16 protein-coding genes and 3 rRNA genes are annotated in these 24264 nt (G+C 67.2%); 17 read left to right on the forward strand and 2 right to left on the reverse strand.

All coding sequences use genetic code 11. From position 1 onward, the window contains the following. The first annotated feature begins 9 nt into the window (after nucleotides 1-9). The 4 genes from argH to rrf all read left to right on the forward strand — a co-directional run bounded on the left by argH (nucleotide 10) and on the right by rrf (nucleotide 7451). On the forward strand, nucleotides 10-1437 hold the full coding sequence (argH, locus tag FCL41_RS07220) for an argininosuccinate lyase (RefSeq protein ID WP_137066831.1): 1428 nt from the start codon (nucleotides 10-12) through the stop codon (nucleotides 1435-1437). A 601-nt stretch (nucleotides 1438-2038) separates the two neighbouring features. After that, nucleotides 2039-3553: ribosomal RNA gene (locus FCL41_RS07225) — 16S ribosomal RNA — on the forward strand. Nucleotides 3554-4054: 501 nt separating this feature from the next. Next, a 23S ribosomal RNA gene (locus FCL41_RS07230) occupies nucleotides 4055-7163 on the forward strand. Nucleotides 7164-7334: 171 nt separating this feature from the next. After that, nucleotides 7335-7451 (forward strand): 5S ribosomal RNA (gene rrf / locus FCL41_RS07235). The 16S, 23S and 5S rRNA genes sit together here, the layout of an rRNA operon. 253 nt (nucleotides 7452-7704) lie before the next feature. Here rrf and FCL41_RS07240 read toward each other — a convergent pair. Then, nucleotides 7705-8520, reverse strand: coding sequence for a hypothetical protein (locus FCL41_RS07240; protein WP_137065414.1), 816 nt, complete (start codon nucleotides 8518-8520; stop codon nucleotides 7705-7707). Between the two features lie 178 nt (nucleotides 8521-8698). Further along, nucleotides 8699-9853, reverse strand: coding sequence for a DUF1015 family protein (locus FCL41_RS07245; RefSeq protein ID WP_137065415.1), 1155 nt, complete (start codon nucleotides 9851-9853; stop codon nucleotides 8699-8701). Here FCL41_RS07245 and FCL41_RS07250 point away from each other — a divergent pair. The 13 genes from FCL41_RS07250 (at nucleotide 9802) to FCL41_RS17005 (ending at nucleotide 24259) form a co-directional block, all read left to right on the forward strand. After that, entirely contained in the window at nucleotides 9802-10932 is a 1131-nt protein-coding gene (locus FCL41_RS07250) for an HAD-IIA family hydrolase (RefSeq protein WP_338088675.1), read from the forward strand. The two genes, FCL41_RS07245 and FCL41_RS07250, sit on opposite strands and share 52 nt — an antisense overlap. Nucleotides 10933-10962: 30 nt before the next feature. After that, nucleotides 10963-11196 (forward strand): hypothetical protein, encoded by a 234-nt coding sequence (locus tag FCL41_RS07255; protein WP_137065416.1) that lies wholly within the window; start codon nucleotides 10963-10965, stop codon nucleotides 11194-11196. Between the two features lie 7 nt (nucleotides 11197-11203). After that, on the forward strand, nucleotides 11204-12043 hold the full coding sequence (locus tag FCL41_RS07260; RefSeq protein WP_137065417.1) for a TlyA family RNA methyltransferase: 840 nt from the start codon (nucleotides 11204-11206) through the stop codon (nucleotides 12041-12043). After that, on the forward strand, nucleotides 12040-13026 hold the full coding sequence (locus FCL41_RS07265; RefSeq protein WP_137065418.1) for an NAD kinase: 987 nt from the start codon (nucleotides 12040-12042) through the stop codon (nucleotides 13024-13026). Before FCL41_RS07260 ends, FCL41_RS07265 begins: the two co-directional genes overlap by 4 nt. Then, nucleotides 13019-14764, forward strand: a complete 1746-nt coding sequence (gene recN, locus FCL41_RS07270; RefSeq protein ID WP_137065419.1) for a DNA repair protein RecN — start codon at nucleotides 13019-13021, stop codon at nucleotides 14762-14764. The genes FCL41_RS07265 and recN overlap by 8 nt, the downstream gene beginning before the upstream one ends. A 52-nt stretch (nucleotides 14765-14816) precedes the next feature. Continuing rightward, complete coding sequence (steA, locus tag FCL41_RS07275) at nucleotides 14817-16010, forward strand: putative cytokinetic ring protein SteA (RefSeq protein ID WP_137065420.1); 1194 nt, start codon at nucleotides 14817-14819, stop codon at nucleotides 16008-16010. Next, nucleotides 16007-16894 carry a copper transporter gene (locus FCL41_RS07280; protein WP_170970214.1) on the forward strand — a complete coding sequence of 296 codons (888 nt, stop codon included), beginning with the start codon at nucleotides 16007-16009 and terminating at the stop codon, nucleotides 16892-16894. The genes steA and FCL41_RS07280 overlap by 4 nt, the downstream gene beginning before the upstream one ends. Nucleotides 16895-16905: 11 nt before the next feature. Further along, a complete protein-coding gene (locus tag FCL41_RS07285) occupies nucleotides 16906-18570 on the forward strand; it encodes a CTP synthase (protein ID WP_137065422.1) in 1665 nt (554 codons plus the stop codon). A gap of 2 nt (nucleotides 18571-18572) precedes the next feature. Further along, nucleotides 18573-19163 carry an NUDIX domain-containing protein gene (locus tag FCL41_RS07290; protein WP_137065423.1) on the forward strand — a complete coding sequence of 197 codons (591 nt, stop codon included), beginning with the start codon at nucleotides 18573-18575 and terminating at the stop codon, nucleotides 19161-19163. Continuing rightward, nucleotides 19160-20086: a site-specific tyrosine recombinase XerD gene (gene xerD, locus FCL41_RS07295; protein ID WP_137065424.1), complete on the forward strand. Its 927-nt coding sequence runs from the start codon at nucleotides 19160-19162 to the stop codon at nucleotides 20084-20086. Before FCL41_RS07290 ends, xerD begins: the two co-directional genes overlap by 4 nt. Beyond that, entirely contained in the window at nucleotides 20086-22677 is a 2592-nt protein-coding gene (locus FCL41_RS07300) for a DEAD/DEAH box helicase (RefSeq protein WP_137065425.1), read from the forward strand. The genes xerD and FCL41_RS07300 overlap by 1 nt, the downstream gene beginning before the upstream one ends. Nucleotides 22678-23051: 374 nt before the next feature. After that, nucleotides 23052-23894, forward strand: a complete 843-nt coding sequence (locus FCL41_RS07305; protein WP_239021861.1) for a ParA family protein — start codon at nucleotides 23052-23054, stop codon at nucleotides 23892-23894. Then, the gene (locus FCL41_RS17005) at nucleotides 23879-24259 is read left to right on the forward strand and encodes a hypothetical protein (RefSeq protein ID WP_170970215.1); all 381 of its coding nucleotides are present in this window, start codon (nucleotides 23879-23881) and stop codon (nucleotides 24257-24259) included. Before FCL41_RS07305 ends, FCL41_RS17005 begins: the two co-directional genes overlap by 16 nt. Nucleotides 24260-24264 lie beyond the last annotated feature (5 nt).

Below are 24264 nucleotides of genomic sequence, written 5' to 3' on the forward strand. Positions count from 1 at the left end.
GGAGCAGAAGTGAGCGAGAACGAGGGCACCACCAATCAGGGCAAGCTCTGGGGTGGTCGTTTCGCCGGCGGTCCGTCGCCGGAGCTGGAGGCGCTGTCGCGCTCGACCCACTTCGACTGGCGCCTGACGCCGTACGACCTCGCGGGCTCCCGGGCCCACGCCAACGCGCTCCACCGTGCGGGGTTGCTGTCCGACGCCGACCACGCCGAGCTCCTGCGTGGGCTCGACGTGCTGGGGGAGCGGTACGCCGCGGGCACCCTGGTGCCGGACGTCTCCGACGAGGACGTCCACGGTGCGCTCGAGCGCCTGCTGATCGACGAGGTCGGCGCCGAGGTGGGCGGGCGGCTCCGTGCCGGCCGCAGCCGCAACGACCAGGTGGCGACGCTCTTCAAGATGTTCCTGCGCGACCACGCACGGGTGCTCAGCGGGCAGGTGCTGGACCTCGTCGACGCCCTGACCCAGCAGGCCGCTGCCGCGGGTGACGCCGTGATGCCGGGGCGTACGCACCTGCAGCACGCCCAGCCCGTGCTGCTGGCGCACCACCTGCTCGCCCACGTCTGGCCGTTGCTGCGGGACGTGGACCGCTTGGCCGACTGGGACGCGCGGGTGGCCGCTGACTCCCCGTACGGCTCGGGCGCCCTCGCCGGGCAAACCCTCGGGCTCGACCCCGAGGCGGTCGCCACCGAGCTGGGCTTCACCGGTTCGTCGGCCAACTCGATCGACGGCACCGCCGCTCGTGACTTCGTGGCCGAGTTCGCCTTCGTGACGGCCATGGTGGGTGTCGACATGAGCCGCCTCGCGGAGGAGGTCATCCTCTGGTCGACCCGCGAGTTCGACTTCGTGACGCTCCACGACTCCTGGTCGACGGGGTCGAGCATCATGCCGCAGAAGAAGAACCCCGACATCGCCGAGCTGGCGCGTGGCAAGGCTGGACGTCTGATCGGCAACGTCTCCGGTCTGCTGGCCACGCTCAAGGCACTGCCCCTGGCCTACAACCGCGACCTGCAGGAGGACAAGGAGCCCGTCTTCGACTCGGTGGACACACTCGAGGTGCTCCTTCCGGCCTTCACCGGGATGGTGGCCACGCTGACCTTCCACACCGAGCGCATGGCTGAGCTCGCTCCCCAGGGGTTCTCGTTGGCGACCGACATCGCGGAGTGGCTGGTGCGTGAGGGCACTCCCTTCCGGATCGCCCACGAGGTGGCGGGTGCCTGCGTGCGGGTGTGCGAGGAGAACGGCATCGAGCTCCACGAGCTCACCGACGAGCAGTTCGCCCAGATCAACCCGGCGCTCACGCCGGCCGTGCGTGAGGTCCTGACCGTGGAGGGCTCCGTCGGCGCCCGCACGGGCCGCGGGGGCACCGCCCCGGTGCGGGTGGCCGAGCAGCTCGCGGAGGCACGCGAGCGCGCCAGGGCGCTGCGCAACCGTCTCGTCTGAGGACGGCGCCCCGTCGCACCCGTTCCTCGTACGTCGTCCCCACTGGCCAGGTGCCGGTGGGGACGACGTCATTTCGGGGGAGTGGGGTCCTCAGGGACGCCCATCAGAGCAGGGCGCGAAAGCGTCGTCCGGACGACGCCAGAGCCCTCAGCAGCAGACAAGTGGCCTCTGACCTGCGGTTTTGTGTGGGGGGTACCCCCCGGTTTTGCGTGGTGGTCGGGGCTGGGCTAATGTTCTTCTTGTCGCCGCAAGGGACGCCCTCCCGGGCCAGAAGGTCCGGATCTGAGGGAGCCTGGTGTGGTGGCCGAACGAACGGGTCCGGTCAGTTTGACGGAGTCGGTCAGACCAAGTAAGTTTGGTCGGGTTGTCTCAGCAAGAAGGTCCCGAGGTTTCGGGGGTGGAAGCTGGGTGCGTTTGATCCTTGAGAACTCAACAGTGTGTCATAGTCGACGAATTAGTTTGAATGCCCCGTCGGCACTACTTCTTCGGGAGTGTGTTGATGGTTTCTTTGACAATGAATTCTGACAACGTAAATTGTCGGGGTTTGTTCTGTCATGGATGTGGCTCTCTTTTTCTCCAGTTTGCTGGTGGGGTTTGTTTTTCAATGGAGAGTTTGATCCTGGCTCAGGACGAACGCTGGCGGCGTGCTTAACACATGCAAGTCGAGCGGTAAGGCCCTTCGGGGTACACGAGCGGCGAACGGGTGAGTAACACGTGAGTAATCTGCCCTTCACTTCGGGATAACTACCGGAAACGGTGGCTAATACCGGATATGACTCCCTTCCGCATGGTTGGGGGTGGAAAGTTCCGGCGGTGGAGGATGTGCTCGCGGCCTATCAGCTTGTTGGTGAGGTAATGGCTCACCAAGGCTTCGACGGGTAGCCGGCCTGAGAGGGTGACCGGCCACACTGGGACTGAGACACGGCCCAGACTCCTACGGGAGGCAGCAGTGGGGAATATTGGACAATGGGCGAAAGCCTGATCCAGCAACGCCGCGTGAGGGATGACTGCCTTCGGGTTGTAAACCTCTTTCAGTAGGGACGAAGCGCAAGTGACGGTACCTACAGAAGAAGCACCGGCCAACTACGTGCCAGCAGCCGCGGTAATACGTAGGGTGCGAGCGTTGTCCGGAATTATTGGGCGTAAAGGGCTCGTAGGCGGTTTGTCGCGTCGGGAGTGAAAACTCAGGGCTTAACTCTGAGCTTGCTTCCGATACGGGCAGACTAGAGGTATGCAGGGGAGAACGGAATTCCTGGTGTAGCGGTGAAATGCGCAGATATCAGGAGGAACACCGGTGGCGAAGGCGGTTCTCTGGGCATTACCTGACGCTGAGGAGCGAAAGTGTGGGGAGCGAACAGGATTAGATACCCTGGTAGTCCACACCGTAAACGTTGGGCGCTAGGTGTGGGGCCTATTCCATGGGTTCCGTGCCGCAGCTAACGCATTAAGCGCCCCGCCTGGGGAGTACGGCCGCAAGGCTAAAACTCAAAGGAATTGACGGGGGCCCGCACAAGCGGCGGAGCATGCGGATTAATTCGATGCAACGCGAAGAACCTTACCTGGGTTTGACATACGCCGGAAAGCTCTAGAGATAGAGCCCCTTTTAGTCGGTGTACAGGTGGTGCATGGCTGTCGTCAGCTCGTGTCGTGAGATGTTGGGTTAAGTCCCGCAACGAGCGCAACCCTCGTCCTATGTTGCCAGCACGTAATGGTGGGGACTCATAGGAGACTGCCGGGGTCAACTCGGAGGAAGGTGGGGATGACGTCAAGTCATCATGCCCCTTATGTCCAGGGCTTCACGCATGCTACAATGGCCGGTACAAAGGGCTGCGATCCCGTGAGGGGGAGCGAATCCCAAAAAGCCGGTCTCAGTTCGGATTGGGGTCTGCAACTCGACCCCATGAAGTCGGAGTCGCTAGTAATCGCAGATCAGCAACGCTGCGGTGAATACGTTCCCGGGCCTTGTACACACCGCCCGTCACGTCACGAAAGTCGGCAACACCCGAAGCCGGTGGCCCAACCCTTGTGGAGGGAGCCGTCGAAGGTGGGGCTGGCGATTGGGACGAAGTCGTAACAAGGTAGCCGTACCGGAAGGTGCGGCTGGATCACCTCCTTTCTAAGGAGCACACACCCCGACGCCCATCGAATGTATGGGTGCGCATGGTGGTGTCTCACTAGTGGAATCGTCGATGAATGGCTTGAACCTGGTCGACCAGTTGTTCTCAGTACGGCATGTCTCCTTCGGGGGGTGTGTGTGGAAAGTGAGCAGTTGGTGGGTAGGGGGAGGGTCGTGACACGCTGTTGGGTCCTGAAGGATCGAACGATCGCACCTGAGGGTGTGGTGGTTGGTTCTTCTGGCCTCCTTCGCCTGATGCCGGGTTGTTGCCTGGTGGATGGGGTTGGTGGGGTTGTTGTTTGAGATCTGGATAGTGGACGCGAGCATCCCATGCTCACGATTGGTTCGCCTGGTTCCTCGTTGGAGGGGTTGGGTGTGGCTGGTGGTGGAGCATGGATGTGCAATAAGCAAATGAGCCATCGCACCTGATTGTGGTGTGGTGGTTGGTCTTTGTAGCAGTAAATGTATGTGTTGACGCGTTGAGTTGTTCTGACGTTGTTGAGACAAGCTACTAAGGGCACACGGTGGATGCCTTGGCACCAAGAGCCGATGAAGGACGTAGGAGCCTGCGATAAGCCCCGGGGAGTTGGCAACCGAGCTGTGATCCGGGGGTGTCCGAATGGGGAAACCCAGCTGGAGTCATGTCCAGTTACCCTCACCTGAACACATAGGGTGAGTGGAGGGAACGTGGGGAAGTGAAACATCTCAGTACCCACAGGAAGAGAAAACAACAGTGATTCCGAGAGTAGTGGCGAGCGAAATCGGAAGAGGCCAAACCATGGCTGTGTGATACCCGGCAGGGGTTGCAGTCATGGGGTTGTGGGGCCGCTCGATCACGTCTGCCGGCGTGGTACAGAGTAAGAAAACACACGCGAAGCCGAAGCAGGTTGGAAAGCCTGGCCGTAGAGGGTGATAGCCCCGTACGTGTAAGTGTGTGTCTCTGGAGCGTCACCCCAAGTAACACGGAACCCCTGAAATTCCGTGTGAATCTGGCGGGACCACCCGTTAAGCCTAAATACTCCTTGGTGACCGATAGCGGACAAGTACCGTGAGGGAAAGGTGAAAAGTACCCCTGGCGGGGAGTGAAATAGTACCTGAAACCGTGTGCCTACAATCCGTCGGAGCGAGAACTTGTTCTTGTGACGGCGTGCCTTTTGAAGAATGAGCCTGCGAGTTAGCGGTGTGTAGCGAGGTTAACCCGTGTGGGGAAGCCGTAGCGAAAGCGAGTCCGAATAGGGCGATTCAGTTGCACGCTCTAGACCCGAAGCGAAGTGATCTATCCATGGGCAGGTTGAAGCGCGGGTAAGACCGCGTGGAGGACCGAACCCACTTAGGTTGAAAACTGAGGGGATGACCTGTGGATAGGGGTGAAAGGCCAATCAAACTTCGTGATAGCTGGTTCTCCCCGAAATGCATTTAGGTGCAGCGTCACGTGTTTCTTGCCGGAGGTAGAGCACTGGATAGCCGATGGGCCCTACAAGGTTACTGACGTTAGCCAAACTCCGAATGCCGGTAAGTGAGAGCGTGGCAGTGAGACTGCGGGGGATAAGCTCCGTAGTCGAGAGGGAAACAGCCCAGACCATCAGCTAAGGCCCCTAAGCGGTGACTAAGTGGAAAAGGATGTGGAGTCGCATTGACAACCAGGAGGTTGGCTTGGAAGCAGCCACCCTTGAAAGAGTGCGTAATAGCTCACTGGTCAAGTGATTCCGCGCCGACAATGTAGCGGGGCTCAAGTCATCCGCCGAAGCTATGGCATTCACATATTAAGCTAGGCCTTCGTGGTCCAGGTGTGTGGATGGGTAGGGGAGCGTCGTGTGGGCAGTGAAGCGGCAGAGTGATCTAGCCGTGGAGGCCACACGAGTGAGAATGCAGGCATGAGTAGCGAATGAAATGCGAGAAACATTTCCGCCGAATGATCAAGGGTTCCAGGGTCAAGCTAATCTGCCCTGGGTAAGTCGGGACCTAAGGCGAGGCCGACAGGCGTAGTCGATGGACAACGGGTTGATATTCCCGTACCGGCGAAGTAGCGCCCATGACGAGGCTGGTGATGCTAACCGTCCGAAGCGCCGTGATCTGATCCCTTCGGGGTGAGGACGTGTGTGTGGAGCGCGGGAACCGATCCAGTAGTAGTCAAGCGATGGGGTGACGCAGGAAGGTAGTCCAACCGTGGCGATGGTAGACCACGGCTAAGGGTGTAGGACTGACGGTAGGCAAATCCGCCGTCTGTATGTCTGAGACCTGATGGGGAGCCATTAGTGGTGAAGTGGATGATCCTATGCTGTCGAGAAAAACCTCTAGCGAGCTATGAGCCGCCCGTACCCCAAACCGACTCAGGTGATCAGGTAGAGAATACTAAGGCGATCGAGTGAACCATGGTTAAGGAACTCGGCAAAATGCCCCCGTAACTTCGGGAGAAGGGGGGCCGGATCCGTCAAACTCTTTTCGAGTGGCAGCGGTGATGGCCGCAGAGACCAGGCCCAAGCGACTGTTTACTAAAAACACAGGTCCGTGCGAAGTTGTAAGACGATGTATACGGACTGACTCCTGCCCGGTGCTGGAAGGTTAAGGGGACCGGTTAGACGCAAGTCGAAGCTGAGAACTTAAGCCCCAGTAAACGGCGGTGGTAACTATAACCATCCTAAGGTAGCGAAATTCCTTGTCGGGTAAGTTCCGACCTGCACGAATGGAGTAACGACTTGGGCGCTGTCTCAACCATGGACTCGGCGAAATTGCACTACGAGTAAAGATGCTCGTTACGCGCGGCAGGACGGAAAGACCCCGGGACCTTTACTATAGTTTGGTATTGGTGTTTGGTTCGGCTTGTGTAGGATAGGTGGGAGACTGTGAAGCATTCACGCCAGTGTTTGTGGAGTCAACGTTGAAATACCACTCTGGTCGTACTAGATGTCTAACCTAGGTCCGTAATCCGGATCAGGGACAGTGCCTGATGGGTAGTTTAACTGGGGCGGTTGCCTCCTAAAATGTAACGGAGGCGCTCAAAGGTTCCCTCAGCCTGGTTGGCAATCAGGTGGCGAGTGTAAGTGCACAAGGGAGCTTGACTGTGAGACAGACATGTCGAGCAGGGACGAAAGTCGGAACTAGTGATCCGGCGTCGGCATGTGGAAGCGGCGTCGCTCAACGGATAAAAGGTACCCCGGGGATAACAGGCTGATCTTCCCCAAGAGTCCATATCGACGGGATGGTTTGGCACCTCGATGTCGGCTCGTCGCATCCTGGGGCTGGAGTAGGTCCCAAGGGTTGGGCTGTTCGCCCATTAAAGCGGCACGCGAGCTGGGTTTAGAACGTCGTGAGACAGTTCGGTCCCTATCCGCCGCGCGCGTTGGAAACTTGAGAAAGGCTGCCCCTAGTACGAGAGGACCGGGGTGGACGAACCTCTGGTGTGCCAGTTGTCCCGCCAGGGGCACGGCTGGTTGGCTACGTTCGGAAGTGATAACCGCTGAATGCATCTAAGCGGGAAGCATGTTTCAAGATGAGGTTTCCCACCACCTTGAGTGGTTAAGGCCCCCAGCAGAACACTGGGTTGATAGGCCGGAGGTGTACAGCAGTAATGCCTAGCCGACCGGTACTAATAGGCCGAGGGCTTGTCCCAACACCGTACAAAACCACTCAACGCAACACATGTTGCGAAGACCGCACGCGTCCACTAACCAGTTCCCAGACAACACACCCGTGTTGGCCTGGACAAGTTCCACAACTGGATACACATATGGCTTGGTACACCACAGGCCCCGTTTGATCGGGGTGGGTGTATCGCAAGAGTTACGGCGGCCATAGCGAAAGGGAAACACCCGGTCCCATCCCGAACCCGGAAGTTAAGCCTTTCAGCGCCGATGGTACTGCGACCGAGAGGTCGTGGGAGAGTAGGACGCCGCCGGACATTCCTTCACAGAAGAGGGAGCACCCCACGTGAGAGTGCTCCCTCTTCTGCATTTCCCCGCAACACGGTGACGTGAGTCCCCTGCGTGGATCAGTCGCAGTGTTGATGACGAGAGCCCCACCGGTTGTCCGGTGGGGCTCTCGTCATTTCCGGTGGCCCAGAGACGGTCGCACGAGGCCGGCTCAGCAGCTGTGGACGAGGTGGTGGCCCACCTCGCGGGCTACATCTACGACATCGACGCGAAGCCAGCCAGCTATCGCACTTCGCAGTTCTCGCCCTCAGCGCACGTCCGCAGTGTGTGGTCCTCGATCACGTGGCCGTCGGCGCCGTAGGTCACCACCTTCGTCGGAGCCGCCGTGGTGACCGCGAAGAAGATCGCCCCGGTGGGCAGTCCGACTGCGCGGGTGAGGATCGCGGGCTGTCGCGTCCCGTCGTCCAGCACGATGTCGGCGCTCTGCGCCGAGGCCGGACTCCCTGCGATGACGAGAGTGCGTGTGCCCTCGGGGGAGTACTGGGGGATCGTGAAGACTTCCATCTCCGAACCCTGCGCCTGGAAGGCGTCGGATCCGAGCCCGAAGTCGTAGATGAAGGTGTCATCTTCCAGGTGTCCGACCGACACCGTGCAGCCAGATTGTCCCGGCCACCTCGTGCAGGCCAAGTAGGCCTGCCCGCGGTCTGCGACCATCAGCCCTGCGACTTCGCCCTTCGCGCGTTCGGAAGATTCGTCGTCCCAGGCCTTGAGCGTCTCGTAGGAGTTCGCTGGCAGCTTCACCAGGGGACCGACCTGCCCGACCGGGAAGGGCGTCCCTTCAGTCGCGCCGGCCTCGGAAGCCGGTAGAACAAGGACGTCGTCGTCCCCGGCCAGCCGTGCTCCAGGCACGGTGGCGACCTTTGCGGTGGCGAACTCCTCCAAGCTGGCATCAGGGGCAGGTACCGCGTCGGATCCTGGGGTGTCATCGCCGGGTCCCAGGAAGGCGTACGCGGCCAGTGCCGCCGCGGCGACGCCGGCGGCCACGGCGGTCGCCGCGATGACGTTCCCCTTGGCACGAGGCGGAGGGAGATCACTCATGTCAGTCCTCGTGGCCATGTCAGACCTCGTGCTTTCTGGGCGTCATCGGCAACTCGCTCCTGGTGGGCATTTCCCGTTCCTGATCTTGTACTCGATCAAGGAGGGGGCTGCCACCCGCCGCGCCCGTGGAAAGTGCCTGTGTTGGTGCGCAGGTCTCCCCGGTCCATGCAGGGAACGCCTAGTTGCTGGGCGGTGCCATCAGTTCCGAGTCCACGGAACGCATGAGGACGCCCAGGCTCGGCTTGGGCTGGAACGACGTGGCCTTCTCGGGGAGCAGGTGGCCCCGCTCCATGGCGCGGTCGAGCAGCGAGTAGTCGGGAGCGGGCAGCAGGACGCTGACGTACGACGCCGTCGCCGCGGTGATCGCCTCCTCGACGGAGTGGTGGTAGACGACGTCGTCGGAGCCGGCGGTGGGCAGCAGGCGCTGGTGCAGGAACTCCACGGCGCTCGTGCGAGGACCCTCGGGAAGGTCGATGACCATCCAACGACGTCCGTCGGTGGCCACGAGCGTCTTCGGCCCCAGGGCACGCAGTGCCTCGGTCTCCGTCACCTCTCGGGTGGTAGCCGAGACAGAGGCCGCGGCAGTCTTGAGCGCCAGGAGGCTGCGTCGCTTGAAGGTCCGGTGGATCGGGCCGAGGAAGAACGGGGTGTCCTCCTGGTCGACGACCATGGTGAGTCCGCGGTCCCAAGGAGTGCCCGGGTGCATCTCCTGGAGGCGGAGGTACGCCGCGTAGCGGTGATGTCCGTCAGCGATCATGAACCGGGAGTCGGACAGTCCCTCGGCGATGGTCTGCAGCTGGGCCTCGTCAGTGATCCGCCAGAGGCGATGCTCCTGGCCGCTGCGGTCGGTGTAGGCGTGGTCGGGCTGCCGTTCCATGACCCGGCGCTGCAGGGCGCGGACGGTGGCAGGGCCGCGGTGCACCAGGAGGATCGGCCCGGGGTTCATGCCCATCTCGTACATGCGGGCGGCCAGCTCGTCGGCCTGCTCCGGGTGGATGGCCTCGTGGGCGAAGACGGAACGTTCGTCGTGGTGCGTGGCGCGCGTCGAGAGCTGCAGCCCTCCCACCAGCCCGCGGATGGTCATGCCGTGCACGGAGTACTCGTGCAGGTAGAGGGCCGGTTCGAGGTCGAGCTCCACCAGGCCCTCGTCCTGCCAGCGCGACAGGCGGGTCGCCACGTCGCGGTAAGGTCGGGCGAAAGCACGGGCAGTGGACGGGTTGGCCACCTTCTGCGGCGACAGTCGTACGCCCCGGAACGGTCGCAGCTCGACCGGGTGCGCTGGTGACGCGGGGATCTCGACGTCCGGCGTGGGAGTGTCACCGTTCTCGTGCATCGAAGCATCGTAGGGCCCGTCGTGCAGGCGCGGCCAAGGAGGATCAGTTGTTGCAGGAGTCCACGACGGCGTTGGCCCACAGTCACGACCTGGTGATGCTGGACCTGGACGGAGTCGTCTACATCAGTGGCACGGCAGTCCCGGGCGTCCCCGAGGCGCTTCATCGCCTGCGTGAACAGGGCGTCCACGTGGCGTTCGTGACCAACAACGCCTCGCGCACGGCCGAGACCGTGGCCGAGCACCTCACCGACCTGGGGGTACCAGCCGAGGCGCACGACGTGGTGACCTCGGCGCAGGCCGCGGCCGGCGTGCTCGCCGAGCGGCACGGGGCCGGGGCTCGCATCCTGGTGCTCGGTGCCGCTGGCCTGGTCCGCGCCCTCGAGGAGGTCGGGCTGGTCGCTGTTCTCGACCCGGCCGATCCCGATGTCGTGGGAGTCGTGACCGGATTCGGTCCGGACGTGGTCTGGAAGGACCTGATGCGGGTGGCGGTACGCATCCAGGAGGGCCTGCCCTGGGTCGCGAGCAACACCGACCTCAGCTTCCCGACGGGGTTCGGGCTGGCTCCCGGGCACGGAGTCCAGGTGGAAATGCTGGAGCGCTTCTCGGGGCGTACGCCCACGGTGGCTGGGAAGCCTGCGCGGCCGCTGCTCGACGAGACCGTGAAGCGCGTCGGAGGCCAGCGGCCGCTGATGGTGGGGGACCGGCTGGACACCGACATCGAGGGCGGAGCCAACGCCGGTGTCGACACCCTGCTCGTGCTCACCGGGGTCAGTGGTCTCGCCGAGGTCGTGGCCGCCGAGCCGCACGAGCGTCCGACCTACATCGCCAGCACGCTGGACGGTCTCTTCGTGCCGCATCCCGCCCCTGTCCTCCTGGAGGGCGGGGACCTGCCGCGCGGGTTCTCCGGCGGTGCCCGGTGTGCAGGGTGGTCGGCGCTGGTCGGCCCCGACGACCAGCTCGTCGTGGAGGGCGGGGGAGACCCCGACGACTGGTGGCGAGCCGTGGCCGGGGCGGCCTGGAGCCACAGGGACGTCACAGGACGACCGGTGCTCGTCAACAGCCTCGTGCCGCCGAGCTGATTCGTCCGTGCTGCCCGGTAACCTCGTCGCATGAGCGAAGAGAGGCCACCTGCGGCTCCGGTGGAGCACCACGAGGGTGAGGAGACGGCGACTGCGGCCGCCTCGGAGCGTACGGGCGTGCCGTCGGTGGACCGGGCGCTCGCGGAGGTCGAGTCCGTCGGCACCCTCCCGATCGCGGAGCGTGTCCGGGTCTTCGAACGCGTGCACGACGAGCTGCGGCGCGCCCTCGACGCCGACCCCACCCGCGACGTCGCGGGGCGGTGACCGGGCTGTGCCTCCGCGCCGTCTGCGCCTCGACCAGGAACTCGTCCGGCGGGGACTGGCCCGCTCCCGCGAGCACGCCAGCACGCTGGTGGCCCAACGACGGGTGAAGGTCTCCGGGGCAGTGGCCACCAAGCCCGCCACCGGGGTGACCACCGACGTGGCGATCGTCGTGGCCGACGACCCCGACCGTCCGGACTACGCCTCGAGGGGTGCCCACAAGCTCCTGGGTGCGCTGGAGGCCTTTGCCGGCGAGGGCCTCACCGTCGAGGGCAAGAGGTGCCTCGACGCCGGCGCGTCGACCGGAGGGTTCACCGACGTGCTGCTGCGCGCGGGAGCACGCGAGGTCGTCGCCGTCGACGTCGGCTACGGACAGCTGATCTGGCGCCTCCAGAACGATGACCGGGTGCTCGTGCTCGACCGCACCAACATCCGCGACCTCAGTCTCGACCAGGTGGGCGAGCCCGTCGACCTCGTGGTGGGAGACCTCTCGTTCATCTCCCTCAGGCTGGTGCTCGACGCGCTCCTCTCCGTCATGGCCCCTGACGGCGCCCTGGCGCTGATGGTCAAGCCGCAGTTCGAGGTCGGCAAGGACCGGGTGGGCAAGGGCGGGGTGGTGCGTGACCTCGACCTGCGGGCCGAGGCCGTCGCGGAGGTCGCCCGGGCCGCCGCCGAACGGGGCTGGGGAGCCGTGGCCGTGACGACCAGTCCACTGCCGGGGCCCTCGGGCAACGTCGAGTTCTTCCTGCTGCTGCGCCGCGGCGAGGCCGCCGTGGGCGCCGAGGAGATCCGCGCCGAGGTGGAACGCTCCGCCACCTGGGGCGACTCGGGTGAGAAGGTGGGACCGTGACCCACGACAGCGTGCCGCGGCGAGTCCTGCTGCTGGCCCACACCGGACGCGAGGCCGCCCGTGAGGTGGCGCTCGAGTTCATCGTCGCCCTGACCGGCCATGGCATGGTCGTCCGGCTGATCGACACCCAGGCGCACGAGCTCGGTGTCGTCCCCACCGACCACGACCCCGTGCTCGAGGTCGTCCCCGAGGGCGAGGACGTGGGCCATGACTGCGAGGTCGCCCTCGTGGTCGGGGGTGACGGGACGATCCTGCGGGCCGCGGAGTACACCCACCACAGCGGCACCCCACTCCTGGGCGTCAACCTCGGCCACGTCGGCTTCCTCGCGGAGGCCGAGGTCGACGACGTCGAGACCACCATCGAGGCCATCGCCCACCGCCGCTACACGATCGAGGACAGGCTGACCCTCGACGTCGACGTCTACCAGGGCAAGGAGCTGGTCACGAGCACCTTCGCCCTCAACGAGGCGAGCGTCGAGAAGGCGGCGCGCGAGCGCATGCTCGAGGTCGTCGTCGGCATCGACGGGCGTCCGCTGTCGCGGTGGGGCTGCGACGGCGTCGTGTGCGCCACCCCCACGGGGTCGACCGCCTACAACTTCAGCGCCGGCGGCCCGGTCGTGTGGCCGGGCGTCGAGGCGTTGCTCATGGTCCCGATCAGCGCCCACGCGCTCTTCGCGCGACCCATGGTCGTCGCCCCCACCTCGGTGATGGTCGTCGAGGTCCTGGCAGGCAACGAGAGCTCCGGAGTGCTGTGGTGCGACGGACGACGTGCCGTCGACCTGCCTCCGGGAGCCCGCATCGAGGTGAGGCGCGGCGCCAGCCCGGTGCGCCTCGTACGCCTGCACGAGGCCCCGTTCACCGACCGGTTGGTCGCCAAGTTCGGACTCTCGATCGAGGGGTGGCGCGGTTCGGCCGAGCGCCGGCGTCGCGCCGCCGAGGACGTCCAGTCCGCCACGAAGCCGACGGAGGACACCGTTGTTTGAAGAGATCCGCATCAGTCAGCTCGGAGTGATCGACTCCTCGACACTCGAGCTCGGCCCCGGGTTCACGGTCATCACGGGTGAGACCGGTGCCGGCAAGACGATGGTCGTCACCGCGCTGGGGCTGCTCCTGGGCGGTCGTGCCGACAGCGGGGCCGTGCGTCGTGGCGCCGCCAACGCGCGGGTCGAGGGCGTGGTCGTCACCGACGGCCTGGGCGACTTCGTGACCCAGGTCGAGGAGCACGGAGGCGAGGTCGAGGACGGCCGCGTCGTGCTCGCCCGCAACATCTCCGCCGAGGGGCGCTCACGGGCATGGGTGGGAGGGGCCGGGGTCCCGGCCGCCAAGCTCGCCCAGGTGGCCGAGCCGCTCGTCGCAGTCCATGGCCAGTCCGACCAGCACCGCCTGCTCAGGGCGACGGCCCAGCGCGAGGCCCTCGACCGGTTCGGGGGCGACGAGGTCGCCAGCGTGGCGGGCGAGTTCGCCGACGCCTGGCGCCACCTCGCTGGCGTGGAGCGCGAGCTGCGTGACGTCGTCAGCAGCGCCCGCGAGCGCGCCCGCGAGGCGGACCAGCTGCGCTTCGCCCTCGAGGAGATCGAGAAGGTGTCGCCAGAGCCTGGCGAGGACGTCGCGCTGGCGGCGGAGGAGACCCGTCTGGGCTTCGCCGACACGCTGCGTGTGGCCGCCGAGACCGCACGTGAGGCCCTCTCGTCGGACCAGGGGAGTTCCGACGCCCTGGGCGCCGCAGCAGCGGCGCGGGGCGCCCTCGAGGGCGTACGCGAGCACGACCCGGAGGCGGCAGACCTGGCGGACCGTCTCGCCGAGCTGACCTACCTCCTCTCCGACCTCGGGGCGGACGTCGCCTCCTACGCCTCCAAGCTGGACACCGATCCCCTGAGGCTGGCCGCGGTGAGTGAACGTCGCGCTGCCCTCATCGCGCTCACCCGCAAGTACGGCGAGACCATCGACGAGGTCCTGGAATGGAGCTCCGAGGCGGTCCAGCGGCTCACCCAGCTCGACGACACCGACGGTCGGATCGAGGAGCTGCGCGTCGCGCGTACCGAGGCCCGGGCGCGGGTGGCGCGTCTGGGCGCCGAACTCACCCGGCTGCGCACCGCTGCCGCTGCCCGACTCGGTGCAGCCGTCAGCGATGAGCTGACGCTGCTGGCGATGCCGCACGCCACGCTCCAGATCTCCGTCACGCAGCAGGAGGTCACTCCCGCGCCCGGGGAGGAGTCCGGTCCCGTGGTCGACGTCGACGGGCGCCACCTCCGCGGCACGGTGCACGGCTTCGACGAGGTCGAGTTCCTGCTGGCGGCCAACGCCGGGATGAACCCGCGCCCCCTCGACAAGGGGGCCTCCGGCGGTGAGCTGTCGCGGGTGATGCTGGCCGTCGAGGTCGTCCTCGCCGCCACCACCACCGTGCCCACCTTCGTCTTCGACGAGGTCGACGCCGGCGTCGGCGGCAAGGCCGCCATCGAGATCGGCCGGCGCCTCGCGACCCTGGCCCGCAACGCCCAGGTGCTGGTCGTCACCCACCTGCCGCAGGTCGCCGCCTTCGCGGACCGTCACATCGTGGTCGCGAAGTCGAGCGACGGCAGCGTGACGACGTCCGGCCTGGTGACCTTGGCCGAGGACGAGCGTGAGCGTGAGCTCAGTCGCATGCTGGCCGGTCTTGAGGACTCCGACACGGCCCTGGCGCACGCCCGGGAGCTGATCGAGGCAGCCCGCGCGACTCGCTGAACGCGGGAGGGTGCGCGGTCAGCGCCCCGCAGTTTGGAACCATGGACGGGTCATGAAGTTTGCCTCCAGAACCCGCCCTGCCCCCGACCTGCCCGGTACCCGCGGTACCGCCCGGGTCGACCGTCGCGCCCGGGCCCTCCTGAGCCGGCTGGTTCCGGGAGACGTCGCCGTCATCGACCTCCTGGACCTGGACCGTGCCACGGCCCAGGCCCTGGTCGACTCCGGTGTCGTGGCCGTGCTCAACGCCTCCGCGATGATCTCCGGTCGCTACCCCAACCTGGGGCCACAGGTCCTGGCCGACGCCGGGGTGCTGATGGTCGACCAGCTCGGCGACACGCTGTTCGCCAGCGTGAAGGACGGCGACACGGTGCGCGTGGACGGGGAGACCGTCCACGTCGGCGAGGGACGCGCGTTCTCCGGTCGCCTGCTCGGCCCCGACGTCGTACGCCAGCTCGTCGAGGAGGCCCGTGCCGGCCTCAGTCACCAGCTCGAGAGCTTCACGCACAACAGCACCGAGTTCCTCCGACGCGAGCAGGACGTCCTGCTGCACGGGCAGGGCGTGCCCGTCCCGCGCACCGTCATCGCCGACCGCCCGGTCGTCGTGGTCGTTCCCGGCCGCGACTACGTCAACGAGCTCGCTGCCGTACGCCGCTTCGTGGCCGACCACCGTCCCGTGCTCGTGGGCGTCGACCGGGGCGCCGACGCGATCCGCCAGGCAGGGCTGCGCCCCGATGTCGTGGTCGTCTCGGCGGACGCGGGGGACGACGAGCTGCCCGACCCGAAGACCCTCAAGGCCGCCCGTGACGTCGTCCTGCGCGTCGACCGCGGCGCCAACCGGCACGTGGGGGAGCGGTTCACCCAGCTCGGGGTGACGCCGCTGCTCTTCGAGTCGACCGCCACCACCGAGGACGCGGCGCTGATCCTCGCCGACTCCCAGCACGCCCGCGTCATCATCGGGGTCGGGATGCACGCCACCCTCGACGAGTTCCTCGACAGGCAGCGGGCCGGACTCGCCTCGACCTACCTCACCCGACTCAAGGTCGGTCCGAGGCTCGTCGACGCCACCGCCGTGCCCACGCTCTACTCCGGTCGGGTCCGCCCGCGCCACCTGCTGGCCGTCACGGTCGCGGGCCTCGTCGCCCTTGCCGCCGCCGTCGGCACCACGCCGGTGGGCCAGGAGTGGGCCGAGGCCCTCACCAGTCAGCTCTCCTCACTCTTCGACCAGCTCCAGGGGATGTTCCAGTGATCTCGTTCCGTACCCATGTCGTCACCCTCGTGGCCGTCTTCCTCGCACTCGCCGTCGGCGTCGTGCTCGGAGGCGGACCGCTCAGCGAGGTGGGACGCGGCACCGAGGACGCCGAGGCGTTGCGCGCCGACGCCTCCCAGGCCCGCAGCGAGGCGGAGTTCGGCCAGTCCTTCGCCGACGACGTCTCCGCCACGCTGCTGGGCAGCCGCCTGTCCGACCGTGAGGTGGCCGTCGTGACGCTGCCCGGAGCGGACGCGAAGGTCGTCGAAGGACTCACCGAGCGCATCGCTGCTGCCGGCGGCAAGGTGACCGTCACCCAGTCCATCGGTTCGAGTCTCGTCAACGAGGGCGAGAAGTCGCTCGTGGACACCCTGGGGAGCCAGCTCATGGCGCAGCTCCCCGATGGCGCCGTCACCGACGGCGCCAGCACCTACGAGCGGGCCGGCGAGCTGATCGGCTTCAGCCTGGCCAACTCGGGTGAGAAGTCGGTGGCTTCGACGCCCCAGAGCACGGCGGTGGCCGAGGGCCTGCGCGGCGCCAACCTCCTCGACGCCGCGGACGACCCGAGCGGGCGTGCGCCGCTGGTTCTCGTCGTGCTCGGCGACGAGGTCACCGGCGACGGGGCCGACGCCATCCTCGGTGGTCTCCTCACCGGCATGGCCAGCCAGGCCCGGGGCCTGGTGGTCGCAGCCCCCACCGCCGACGAGGGGCAGCAGCTCGACCGCCTGCGCGAGGACGACGGCCTGGGTGACGCCACGAGCGTCGACGGAGCCGAGACCGCAGCCGGTCAGGTGGCCGCCGTGGTGGCCCTGGCGAGGTCGTACGACACGCAGGGCGGAAGCTTCGGCGCCGGAGGTGCGGACGGAACGGTCCCTCTCGGGTAGCATTGAAGCCCGTGAAGAGTCGTAACGCCACCAAGCACGTATTCGTCACCGGAGGCGTCGTCTCCTCCCTCGGAAAGGGGCTCACGGCATCGAGTCTGGGCAGCCTGCTGAAGGCGCGCGGGATGTCGGTGACCATGCAGAAGCTGGATCCCTACCTCAACGTGGATCCCGGCACCATGAACCCGTTCGAGCACGGTGAGGTCTTCGTCACCAACGACGGAGCCGAGACCGACCTGGACGTGGGTCACTACGAGCGCTTCCTCGACACCGACCTCAACGCCATCGCCAACGTGACGACCGGTCAGGTCTACTCGTCGGTGATCGCCAAGGAGCGTCGCGGTGACTACCTGGGCGACACCGTGCAGGTCATCCCGCACATCACCAACGAGATCAAGGACCGCATCCTCGCCATGGGTGGCGAGGGCATCGACCTGGTCATCACCGAGATCGGTGGCACCGTCGGCGACATCGAGTCGCTGCCGTTCCTCGAGGCGGCCCGCCAGGTCCGCCACCAGATCGGCCGCGAGAACTGCTTCTTCATCCACGTCTCCCTGGTGCCCTACATCGGTCCCTCGGGCGAGCTGAAGACCAAGCCGACCCAGCACTCCGTCGCCGCGTTGCGCAACATCGGCATCCAGCCCGACGCCATCGTGTGCCGGGCCGACCGCGAGCTCCCGACCGGCATCAAGCGCAAGATCGCGCTCATGTGCGACGTCGACGACGAGGCCGTCGTGACCTGTGCCGACGCGCCGTCGATCTACGACATTCCCAAGGTGCTGCACTCCGAGGGCCTGGACGCCTACGTCGTGCGCCGCCTCGACCTTCCCTTCCGTGACGTCGACTGGACGCGCTGGGACGACCTGCTCCGCCGGGTGCACCACCCGAAGGAAGAGGTCACGATCGCCATCGTCGGCAAGTACATCGACCTCCCCGACGCCTACCTCTCGGTGGCCGAGGCGCTGCGTGCCGGCGGCTTCGCGCATGAGGCCAAGGTCAAGCTCCGCTGGGTGGCCAGCGACGAGTGCCAGACCCCCGAAGGGGCGCGCAAGAACCTCGGTGACGTCGACGGCATCTGCGTCCCGGGTGGCTTCGGCATCCGCGGCCTCGAGGGCAAGCTCGGTGCGCTCACCTTCGCCCGCACCCAGGGCGTACCGGTCCTGGGTCTGTGCCTGGGCCTGCAGAGCATGGTCATCGAGTACGCCCGCAACGTCCTGGGCCTGGAAGGTGCGGACTCCACCGAGTTCGACCCCGACAGCCCGGTCCCGGTGATCGTGACGATGGAGGAGCAGAAGTCCATCGTCCACGGCGGCGGCGACCTCGGCGGCACGATGCGCCTGGGCGCCTACCCGGCCAAGCTGGGTGCCGGCACGCTGGCTCGTGACCTCTACGGCAGCGAGATGGTCGAGGAGCGTCACCGCCACCGCTACGAGGTCAACAACGCCTACCGCGACCAGCTCGCGGAGGCTGGTCTCGTGATCTCCGGCGTCAACCCCGACCTCGACCTGGTCGAGTTCGTCGAGCTGCCGCGCGAGGTGCACCCCTTCTACATCGGCACCCAGGCGCACCCGGAGCTCAAGTCGCGCCCGACCCGCCCGCACCCGCTCTTCGCCGGTCTGGTCGGTGCCGCCCTTGCCCGCCAGAAGGAAATGCGCATCCCCGTCGACCAGGACGCCTGAGCGTGACCGAGGAACTGGCGGACCGGCCCGCGTCCTGGCCGGTGCACAGTTCCCGGGTCCTGCACGCCGACGCGTGGGTGGTCACGGTCACCGAGGACCAGGTCAGCCGACCGGGCCACCCCGAGCAGCAGTTCAGCCGGATCGCGGTGCGCCACCCGGGTGCGGTGATGGTGCTCGCGGTGGACGAGGACGAGCGGGTCTTCCTGCTCCGGCAGTACCGACACACCTCTCAGCACGTCTTCGTCGAGGTCCCGGCGGGTGTGCGCGACAGCGAGGGTGAGCCCCCGCTGGAGACGGCACGGCGCGAGCTGCGCGAGGAGGCCGAGCTCGCCGCCAGCGAGTGGCGCCTGCTGCTCAGCACCTACCCCTCGGCCGGGATCCTCAGCGAGACCCACGACATCTTCCTGGCGCGCGGTCTCAGCCACGTGTCACGCGGTGACTTCGAGCTGGCCCACGAGGAGGCGGAGATGGAGACCCTGTGGGCTCCCTTCGACGACCTCCTCGAGGCGGTGCTGCGCGGCGACGTACGTGAGGGCCCACTGGTCCAGGCCGTGCTGGCGTACGAAGTGCTGCGCCGCCGGGGCGAGCTGTGACGGCGGACGTCACGCGCGCAGTCCGGACCTACCTCGACCACCTCAGCGTCGAGCGGGGGCTCGCCGACAACACGCTGTCGTCGTACCGCCGCGACCTGAGGCGCTACCTCGACTTCCTCGACGGGCAGGGGATCTCCCGGCTCGACGAGGTCAGCGAGCAGGTGGTCACCGCCTTCCTGTCGCACCTGCGCGAGGGCGACTCCGAGCACCCGCCGCTGGGCGCGAGCTCGGCCGCCCGCACGGTGGTGGCCGTGCGCGGGTTCCACAAGTTCGCCCTGCGCGACGGTCTGACGGCCGTCGACCCTGCTGCGGCGGTACGACCGCCCAGCCAGGCCAAGCGGCTGCCCAAGGCGCTGCCGCTCTCGGACGTCGAGGCGATCCTCGACGCCGCCGGCGCGCCCGGCACGGTCCTGGCACTGCGCGACCGTGCCCTGCTGGAGGTTCTCTACGGCACCGGCGCCCGCATCTCGGAGGCCGTCGGGCTCGACGTGGACGACGTCGACCTCGTCGACCGCACCGTGCTGCTGCGCGGCAAGGGCAGCAAGGAGCGCATCGTGCCGGTGGGGTCGTACGCCTGCGAGGCGGTGGAGGCGTACCTCACCCGCGGCCGGCCCGAGCTGGTCAGCCAGGGCAAGGGCACCCCGGGCCTCTTCCTCAACGCCCGTGGCGGGCGCCTCTCGCGCCAGAGCGCGTGGTCGGTCCTGGTGAAGACCGCTGATCGCGCAGGCGTCACCCAGGACGTCTCGCCGCACACCCTGCGCCACTCGTTCGCCACGCACCTCCTCGACGGCGGCGCCGACGTACGCGTGGTGCAGGAGCTCCTGGGCCACGCCTCGGTGACGACGACGCAGGTCTACACCCTCGTCACCGTCGACAGCCTGCGCGAGGTCTTCGCCACGGCGCACCCCAGGGCGCGTGGCTGATGGGGACCAACGCCTGGTGGGAGGGTGCGAGTGACGCCGACGGGCTCTACGACGCCTTCACCACCTGGACCGACGAGCAGGGGCTGACGCTCTACCCGCACCAGGAGGAGGCGGTGATGGAGCTCCTCTCGGGGAGCAACGTCGTCCTGGCCACCCCCACCGGGTCGGGGAAGTCGCTCGTCGCCGAGGCCGCGCACGGTGTGGCCCTGGCCAGTGACCGGGTCTCCTTCTACACGGCGCCGATCAAGGCGTTGGTGAGCGAGAAGTTCTTCGCCCTCTGCGAGACGTTCGGGGCCGACAACGTCGGCATGCTCACCGGTGACGCCTCGGTCAACCCTGACGCCCCCGTGATCTGCTGCACCGCCGAGGTGCTCGCCAACATCGCGCTGCGCGAGGGGGAGCGGGCCGACGTCGGACTCGTGGTGATGGACGAGTTCCACTACTACGGCGAGCCCGACCGCGGCTGGGCCTGGCAGGTGCCGCTCCTCGAGCTGCCCCAGGCCCAGTTCCTGCTGATGTCGGCGACGCTGGGCGACACCACCGAGCTGCGCGAGGACCTGACGCGTCGCAACGGCCGCGAGACTGCCCTGGTCGACGACGCCGAGCGGCCGGTGCCCCTGCACTTCAGCTGGTCGGTGGAGCACCTCGACGACACCCTCCAGGAGCTGGTGCAGACCAACCAGTCACCGATCTACGTCGTGCACTTCACCCAGGCCGCCGCGGTGGAGCACGCCACCTCGCTGCTCAAGCCCTTGGGCAAGTCGCCCCAGGCGGCGGAGATCAACGAGCGGCTGCACGACTTCCGTTTCGGGGCGGGCTTCGGCAAGACCCTCTCCAAGCTCCTCAAGGCCGGCATCGGCGTGCACCACGCCGGCATGCTGCCCAAGTACCGCCGCATCGTGGAGCAGCTCGCCCAGGCAGGACTCCTGCGAGTCATCTGCGGCACCGACACCCTCGGCGTCGGCATCAACGTGCCGATCCGCACCGTGCTCTTCACCGGGCTGGCCAAGTTCGACGGCAACCGCCAGCGCATCCTGCGCAGCCGCGAGTTCCTCCAGATCGCCGGGCGTGCCGGCCGCGCCGGCTACGACACCGCCGGCTACGTCGTCGTCCAGGCGCCCGAGCACGTCATCGACAACGAGAAGGCCAAGGCGAAGTCCGAGGCCAAGAACGCCGCCAACCCCAAGAAGAAGTCGAAGGCCCAGCTCAAGAAGCCCCCCGAGGGCACGGTCGTGTGGACCGAGCAGACCTTCACCAAGCTCGTGGAGGGGCGTCCCGAGCCGCTCCAGAGCCGGATGAAGGTCGACAACTCGATGATCCTCAACGTGGTCGCGCGCGAGGAGGATGCCTTCGCGGTCCTGAGGCGTCTCCTCAACGACAACCACGAGGACCGCAAGAGCCAGCTGAGGTTGTCGCGGCGGGCGCTGCGCCTGGCGCGCAGCCTCGTGCGTACAGGCGTGCTCACCCGCCTCGACGAGGTGGACGAGTTCGGTCGCCGCTACGTGCTGACCACGACGCTGCCGTCCGACTTCGCGCTCAACCAGCCGCTGAGCCACTTCGCCCTCGCCGCGCTCGAGGTGCTCGACGAGGAGTCGGAGAGCTACGTCCTGGACCTCGTCTCGGTGATGGAGGCCGTGCTCGAGGCGCCGCGCCAGATCCTCTTCGCCCAGCAGTACTCCGCTCGCGGCGAGGCGGTCGCGGAGATGAAGGCCGACGGGATCGAGTACGAGGAGCGGATGGCGCTCCTCGACCAGATCACCTGGCCGCAACCGCTCGCCCCGTTGCTCGGCGCCCTCTACGAGACCTACCGCCAGACGCACCCCTGGCTGCCCGAGGACGGGCTCTCGCCCAAGTCGATCGTGCGCGAGATGTACGAGCAGGGCATGGGCTTCACCGACTTCATCGGTCGCTACCAGCTGGCGCGCTCCGAGGGGCTGCTGCTGCGCTACCTCACCGACGCCTACCGGGCGCTGCGCCACTCCGTGCCGGAGTCGCACCACACCGAGGAGTTCGAGGGCCTGGTCGAGTGGCTGGGCGAGGTCGTGCGTCAGACCGACTCCTCGCTGATCGACGAGTGGGAGGCGCTCTCCGACCCCGCCCACGTGCCGGGGAACGTCGCCCACCACGAACCTCCGACCAGTCCGCGGCCCCTGAGCCTGCGCGAGCGGGCCTTCGGGGTGATGATCCGCAACGCGATGTGGGCGCGGGTCCAGGGCGTCGCCCGCGACGACCTCGACGCGCTGATGCGCCTGGAGCGCGATGCAGCTGACCGGTTCGAGCCGCCGCGTGCGGTGGAGATGACTCGTTCCGCCTGGGACGAGGCCATCGGGGCCTACTACGACGAGCACGAGCGCGTCGGGACCGATGCCGAGGCGAGGGGACCCTCCTACCTGCAGGTGGGGCCAGAGGAGACCGGCGAGCCGGTGGGGGCCGAGGAGGGGACGCGTGCGCGTGTCCGCCGGGTCGTGCAGACCCTGGCCGACCCCGAGGGGCACCGCGACTGGGTGATCGAGGGTGTCGTCGACTGCGACGCCACCGACGAGGCGGGAGAGCTCGTGCTCGCGATCAGCGCGATGCGCCGGTTCGACTGATTTCTCACACCGATTCCGCCTGCACAGGGTTCTCCACAGCTGGACAGAGCCTGTGGACGCCGCGGGGGAGCCGTGCACAGATCCGGCCACGGGGTTGGGGGTTTCGGTGGTCGGGTTGTGACGCCGGATTCGGGGGGCCTAGAGTCGCGCAGCAGGGCGAGAAGTCGTCGTGTCGACAAACCGTGTCGACAACGAGTGCGGTGAGGTGACGAGTGGACGGATCGATTCCGGAGTTTCCCGGCAGCAACGCCACCGAGATGCCTCCCTTGACCACCCCGCCGACGGCGGCTGCTTCGCCGACCACGAGAACCCATCCCGGAGACGAGACCCGCGTGAGTGACCCCATCGCCTTCCCCATCCCCGTGACCCGGGAGATGGAGATCGGCCCGACCGGACGTCCGCTCCCGGACTTCCCGGAGCCGCAGCCGGTCGCCGAGCACGGACGCGCCCGCGTGGTTGCCATGTGCAACCAGAAGGGTGGCGTCGGCAAGACGACGACCACCATCAACCTGGGCGCCTCGCTGGCGGAGTACGGCCGCAAGGTCCTGCTGGTGGACTTCGACCCGCAGGGCTCGCTCTCGGTGGGCCTCGGCCTCAACCCGCACGAGATGGACTACACGATCTACAACCTGCTCATGCAGCGGGACGTCGACTTCGACGAGGTCGTGGTGCCCTCTGGCGTGCCGGGCATGGACCTGCTGCCCTCCAACATCGACCTCTCGGCCGCCGAGGTGCAGCTGGTCCACGAGGTCGCCCGTGAGCAGACGCTGCAGCGCGTGCTGGCTCCGGCCCTCGACCGCTACGACGTCATCCTCATCGACTGCCAGCCCTCGCTCGGCCTGCTCACCGTCAACGCCCTCACGGCGGCTGACGGCGTGCTGATTCCGCTGGAGTGCGAGTACTTCGCCCTGCGCGGCGTCGCGCTGCTCAAGACGACCATCGACAAGGTCCAGGAGCGTCTCAACCCCAAGCTGGAGGTCGACGGCGTCCTGGGCACCATGTTCGACGGCCGGACCCTGCACAGCCGCGAGGTCATGGAGCGGCTCGTCCAGGCGTGGGGCGACAAGGTCTTCCACACCGTCATCCGCCGCACCGTGAAGTTCTCGGACTCCACCGTCGCCGGTGAGCCGATCACGACGTACGCCTCCTCGTCGGCGGGCGCCGACTCCTACCGCCAGCTCGCGAGGGAGGTGCTCGCCCGGTGGCTCGACGGGTGAGTGTCCCCTCGGCGGACGAGCTCTTCCGGCCGACGGCCGACGCTCCCGAGGAGCCAGTCGTACGCGCCGTCCCGGACGTCGACAGGGCTCCCCGGACGGCGAAGGCGCCCGCGAAGAAGGCTGCGGCCAAGAAGGCGGCGTCGCGCCGGACCAGCGGTCGTGTGCGCCACGACGAGAAGATGACCGTCTACGTCACCTCTGACGAGCTGCTCGAGCTCGAGCACGCGCGCCTGACCCTGCGCAGCGCGCACGGGCTCGCCGTGGACCGGGGCCGGATCGTGCGGGAGGCCGTGGCCATGGTGCTGGCGGACCTCGAGGCGCACGGCGAGGACAGCGCCCTGGTCCGTCGCCTCACCGAGGAGTGACGCTC

It is taken from the genome of Nocardioides jishulii, assembly GCF_006007965.1.
GTDB lineage: Bacteria > Actinomycetota > Actinomycetes > Propionibacteriales > Nocardioidaceae > Nocardioides > Nocardioides jishulii.

Bases quoted from the DNA above. Each gene is read 5' to 3' on its own strand.
- FCL41_RS07240 (WP_137065414.1), bottom strand. From the start codon at position 8,520: ATGAGTGATCTCCCTCCGCCTCGTGCCAAGGGGAACGTCATCGCGGCG.
- FCL41_RS07245 (WP_137065415.1), bottom strand. From the start codon at position 9,853: ATGCACGAGAACGGTGACACTCCCACGCCGGACGTCGAGATCCCCGCG.
- FCL41_RS07255 (WP_137065416.1), top strand. From the start codon at position 10,963: ATGAGCGAAGAGAGGCCACCTGCGGCTCCGGTGGAGCACCACGAGGGT.
- steA (WP_137065420.1), top strand. From the start codon at position 14,817: ATGAAGTTTGCCTCCAGAACCCGCCCTGCCCCCGACCTGCCCGGTACC.
- FCL41_RS07300 (WP_137065425.1), top strand. From the start codon at position 20,086: ATGGGGACCAACGCCTGGTGGGAGGGTGCGAGTGACGCCGACGGGCTC.
- FCL41_RS07305 (WP_239021861.1), top strand. From the start codon at position 23,052: ATGGAGATCGGCCCGACCGGACGTCCGCTCCCGGACTTCCCGGAGCCG.